General features: G+C 70.3%; 4 protein-coding genes and 1 pseudogene. 2 read left to right on the forward strand and 3 right to left on the reverse strand.

All coding sequences use genetic code 11. From position 1 onward, the window contains the following. Nucleotides 1–100 precede the first annotated feature (100 nt). The 3 genes from sucD to V5O40_RS27780 form a co-directional block, all read right to left on the reverse strand. On the reverse strand, nt 101–988 hold the full coding sequence (sucD, locus tag V5O40_RS27770) for a succinate--CoA ligase subunit alpha (protein ID WP_269738230.1): 888 nt from the start codon (nt 986–988) through the stop codon (nt 101–103). A gap of 3 nt (nt 989–991) precedes the next feature. Then, nucleotides 992–2170 carry an ADP-forming succinate--CoA ligase subunit beta gene (sucC, locus tag V5O40_RS27775; protein WP_164447809.1) on the reverse strand — a complete coding sequence of 393 codons (1179 nt, stop codon included), beginning with the start codon at nt 2168–2170 and terminating at the stop codon, nt 992–994. A 519-nt stretch (nt 2171–2689) separates the two neighbouring features. After that, the gene (locus V5O40_RS27780; RefSeq protein ID WP_164447810.1) at nt 2690–3094 is read right to left on the reverse strand and encodes a cobalamin B12-binding domain-containing protein; all 405 of its coding nucleotides are present in this window, start codon (nt 3092–3094) and stop codon (nt 2690–2692) included. Between the two features lie 471 nt (nt 3095–3565). Here V5O40_RS27780 and V5O40_RS27785 point away from each other — a divergent pair, with 471 nt between their 5' ends. Next, complete coding sequence (locus tag V5O40_RS27785) at nt 3566–4279, forward strand: M23 family metallopeptidase (RefSeq protein WP_269738232.1); 714 nt, start codon at nt 3566–3568, stop codon at nt 4277–4279. Nucleotides 4280–4557: 278 nt separating this feature from the next. Next, nucleotides 4558–4873, forward strand: a pseudogene (locus V5O40_RS27790) (M23 family metallopeptidase); the annotation flags it as partial.

The raw sequence follows: 4873 nt of genomic DNA on the forward strand, positions 1-4873 counted from the left end.
GGGGCCGTCCGCTCTTCGCTCCGCCCCCCCGCCACCCCCCGGGCGTGTCCGGGGTGGGGGCCCCCGCTGGGGGGCCCCCCCCCCCCGCGTCTCTGCCGGCTCAGCCCGCGGACATGATCTCGCGCATCAGGTTGGCCGTCTCGGTCGGCGTCTTGCCGACCTTCACGCCCACCGCCTCCAGCGCTGCCTTCTTGGCGTCGGCGGTGCCCGCCGAGCCGGAGATGATCGCGCCGGCATGCCCCATGGTCTTGCCGGGCGGGGCGGTGAACCCGGCGATGTAGCCGACCACCGGCTTGCTGACGTTGGCCTTGATGAACTCGGCCGCCCGCTCCTCGGCGTCGCCGCCGATCTCACCGATCATGACGATGGCGTCGGTGTCCGGGTCGGCCTCGAACGCGGCCAGCGCGTCGATGTGCGTCGTCCCGATGATCGGGTCGCCACCGATGCCGACACAGGTCGAGAAGCCGATGTCGCGCAGCTCGTACATCATCTGGTAGGTCAGCGTGCCGCTCTTGCTGACCAGACCGATCCGACCGGAGCCGGTGATGTCCGCCGGGATGATGCCGGCGTTCGAGGCACCCGGGGAGGCGATGCCGGGGCAGTTCGGGCCGATGATCCGGGTCCGCTCGCCCTTGGCGACGTTGTACGCCCAGAAGGCGGCGGTGTCGTGCACCGGCACCCCCTCGGTGATCACCACGGCCAGCGGGATCTCGGCGTCGATCGCCTCGATGACCGCGGCCTTGGTGAACTGCGGCGGTACGAAGATGACCGTGACGTCCGCACCGGTGTCTTTCATCGCGTCGGCGACGCCGGCGAAGACCGGCAGCTCGGTGCCGTCGAAGTCGACGGTGGTGCCCGCCTTGCGCGGGTTCACGCCGCCCACCACGTTCGTGCCGGCGGCGAGCATCCGGCGGGTGTGCTTGGAACCCTCGGAACCGGTCATCCCCTGGACGATGACCTTCGAGTCCTTGGTCAGCCAGATAGCCATGTGTCAGACCCCCGCAGCCGCCAGCTCGGCGGCCCGCTCGGCCGCGCCGTCCATGGTGTCGACCCGCTCGATCAGCGGGTTGTTCGCGCCGTCGAGGATCGCCCGACCGGCTTCGGCGTTGTTGCCGTCGAGGCGGACGACGAGCGGCTTGGTGACCTGCTCGCCCCGCTGCTCCAGCAGCTCCAGCGCCTGCACGATGCCGTTGGCGACCGCGTCGCAGGCGGTGATGCCGCCGAAGACGTTCACGAAGACGCTCTTGACCGACGGGTCGGAGAGCACGATCTCCAGACCGTTGGCCATGACCGCGGCGCTCGCGCCGCCGCCGATGTCGAGGAAGTTGGCCGGCTTGACGTTGCCGTGCCGCTCGCCGGCGTAGGCGACCACGTCGAGAGTCGACATGACCAGGCCGGCCCCGTTGCCGATGATGCCGACCTCGCCGTCGAGCTTGACGTAGTTGAGGTCCTTCTCCTTGGCCGCCTGCTCCAGGGGGTCCACCGTCGCCTGGTCGACGAGTGCCTCGTGGTCGGGGTGCCGGAAGCCGGCGTTCTCGTCCAGCGACACCTTGGCGTCCAGCAGCAGCAGCTTGCCCTCGGCGGTCTTGGCCAGCGGGTTCACCTCCACCAGGGTGGCGTCCTCGGCGACGAAGGCCCGCCACAGGCCGACCGCGACGTCGACGACCTGGTCGGCGACCTCCGCCGGGAAGCCGGCCGCCTCGACGATCTCCCGCGCCTTCGCCTCGTCCACGCCCTTGACGGCGTCGATCGGGGCCTTGACGACCTTCTCCGGGGTCTCGGCGGCGACCTGCTCGATGTCCATACCGCCGGCGACGCTGGCGATGCAGAGGAACGTGCGGTTCGCCCGATCGAGCAGGTACGAGAAGTAGTACTCCTCGGCCACGTCCGCGGTCACCGTGATCATGACCTTGTGGACGGTGTGACCCTTGATGTCCATGCCGAGGATGTCGGTGGCGCGGGCCACCGTCTCCTCCGCGCCCTCGGCCAGCTTGACGCCGCCCGCCTTGCCTCGTCCGCCGACCTTCACCTGTGCCTTGACGACCACCCGGCCGCCGAGGCGTTCGGCGATCGCGCGGGCCTCCTCCGGGGTCGTGGCGACGCCGCCGGCGAGCACGGGAAGTCCGTGCCGCTCGAACAGGTCCCGCCCCTGGTACTCGTACAGGTCCACGATTGCGCGTCCCGTCCCGTCTCTGCGGCGCACCGTCGCGCCGCCACCAGCGTATGGAAAGAAAACAGTGTGATGCCCGACATCAGTTGAAGTTGACGCAGGCGGTCGAACCCTCGCCACCGCGACCACGCGCCGCCGCCGACCTGACGGTGCGGCCCGCAAGGGGAGGTCGGAAAGGGTTCATTGGGCGCAGCCTAGCGATGCCGGCACCACCGGCAACCGAGCGGGTGCGTGGTGTGCGGTAATGCACAAACCAGGCCGGCGTCGGGTCACCGGAGGGCATCCGTCAGGGTACGGACCGGGCCACGTCACCCGTTCGAGCGATCTTGCCGGGGTGGCGGTGGTTCTCGGCGGTCCCGCGTAACCCCACTGGAGGGGCGTCGTTGAGTCAGGTGTCGGAGCGCTGGAGAGCGCGAAGACGGAAACGGCCGATGCCCTGTCGGTCGAGGGGTGGCGGCGGGGCATCGTGCATAGAGGGGCCGGACGTGTGAGGGGTGCGTCCGGCCCCTCCCCCTGTGCTCAGGCCACCGGCTGGGCGACGTTGTCCCGGACCCACTCCACGATGGACGTGGTGGTGGCGCCCGGGGTGAAGATCTTGGCCACACCGAGCCGCTCCAACTCCGGCAGGTCGGCCTCCGGGATGATGCCCCCGCCGAAGACGACGATGTCCCGGGCCTGCCGTTCGTCGAGCAGTTCGAGGACCCGGCGGAACAGCGTCATGTGCGCCCCGGAGAGCACCGAGAGACCGACCGCGTCGGCGTCCTCCTGGATTGCGGTCTCCACGATCTGCTCCGGGGTCTGGTGCAGGCCGGTGTAGATGACCTCCATGCCGGCGTCACGGAGGGCCCGCGCCACCACCTTGGCACCACGGTCGTGGCCGTCCAGGCCCGGCTTGGCGACGACGACCCGAACACGAGAGCTCATCTGGGCATCCCTTTCACCGGCTCCGCGGCATTCACCTGAACGAACGGTAACCCGCCCGACCTCGGCCGGGGAACCGGGGCCGGCAGGGCGAGCGGTAAACAGGGGTCGCCGTACCAATTCGCCGCGACCCCCTGCCATGTCACGTGGATACCACTGCCACCTCACGCAGAGGCACGACCGGCGCGGTTGGCGTCAAGCGGGACGCCTCCGCCGAACGGTCACGGTGTGCGACGAACGGAGGATAACGAGGACACTCCACTACACCCGCGAGCCATGACAATCTCGGACGGAAGTGGACAGAACGTTGCAAGCAATTCGGCGCTCCGGCTTGTGACGGGACTGACGGTTGGCTACCGTGTCCACGGTTGTCATCAGGTCTACGGACGGGTGACGACGCGACCAGCCGACGGACGGTCACCAGATCCGGACGACGGCTGATCCGCATCGGAACCCCGACAACGGAGGGTATGCGTGCGCCAGCGCCTGTCGTCTGAGCCCGATCGATATCGCGGCCGCCGCCGCGTACCCACCCCCCCGCGCAGCCGCTACGCCGCGGTCGTCACCACCGCCTTCGTCGGCGCCGGTGTGGTGGCGCTGGGAGCCAGCGCGATGCCGGACGCCAAGAGCGTCAGCCCTACCGTGCTCGACGAGCTCAAGCAGGCCTCGATCAGCAACCAGGGCGTGGCCGACCGGGCCGACGCCGCCGACCGGGCGTCCCGGGACGGCCGCGATGCCCCGGAGAGCGCCGAGGACACCGGCGTCTGGCTGTTGCCCCTGCAGGGCTACGACTTCAACTCCCCCTACGGCATGCGCTGGGGCAAGCTGCACACCGGCGTCGACCTGGTGGCACCGGAGGGCACCCCGTACGTCGCGATCCACGAGGGCACCGTCACCAAGGCCGGCTGGTTCGGCGGCTACGGGAACGCGGTGATCGTCCAGCACGCCGACGGCAGCGAAGCCATCTACGGCCACTCCTCCGCGCTCAGCGTGCGCGAGGGGCAGCAGGTCAAGGCCGGTGACCAGCTCGGTCTGGTCGGCAACACCGGTCACTCCTACGGTTCCCACCTGCACCTGGAGATCCATGTCAAGGGGGAGCCACTCGACCCGGTGCCGTGGTTGCAGGAGCGCGGAGTGGACATCAAGCTGCAAGTCGAGGCAATCTACAGCGAGGTAGCCGCGTCCTGACCGGCCGTGACGCCCGTTGACCGCCCGGATCTGTCGATCCGGGCGGTTTCGCGTGGCGTCCGGGATGCGCATGTGTCCCAGCTCACCCGAGCAACTGTGACGGACGGCACAAGGACCGACCAGGTGCGGACCGGGCAGTTGGGACCAGTCCGGCACGAAGACGGACAGCGACGCCGGCCACCGCCCGCGCCGCCCACACCCCCGGTACCCGGTACCGCCCGGACGGACACCAGGATTTCGAGGTCACGTACCACTCGAAGCCAGTGAGGTCCGTACCCGTGCAGGACGACAAGCCCACCCCTACCCGCGAGATCCCCCACGCCCCGGCACGCCACCGTCGACGGCTGAGCCGGCGTTCCCGCCTGCTGGCTGCCGGTGCGGTCGCCCTGGCGGCGCTCGGCGTCGGCGGTGTCGTCCTGACCGACCGCGACGAGCGGCCGACCAGCAGCCCGGTCGCCCTGGACGCACAGGCCCGGGCAGCGGCCGCCGAGCGAGCCGACCGGTCGGCTCGCCAGCCCCCCACCACGGGCAGCCCCGCGCCGAACCCCGCGACCAGCGCCACCCCCACCCCGAAACCCCCCCCCACCCCCAAGC

Source organism: Micromonospora palythoicola, from assembly GCF_036689795.1.
Lineage (GTDB): Bacteria > Actinomycetota > Actinomycetes > Mycobacteriales > Micromonosporaceae > Micromonospora > Micromonospora palythoicola.

What these genes read in the sequence shown, in the direction of transcription:
- sucD (WP_269738230.1), bottom strand. Translation starts at nt 988, where the DNA reads ATGGCTATCTGGCTGACCAAGGACTCGAAGGTCATCGTCCAGGGGATG.
- V5O40_RS27780 (WP_164447810.1), bottom strand. Translation starts at nt 3,094, where the DNA reads ATGAGCTCTCGTGTTCGGGTCGTCGTCGCCAAGCCGGGCCTGGACGGC.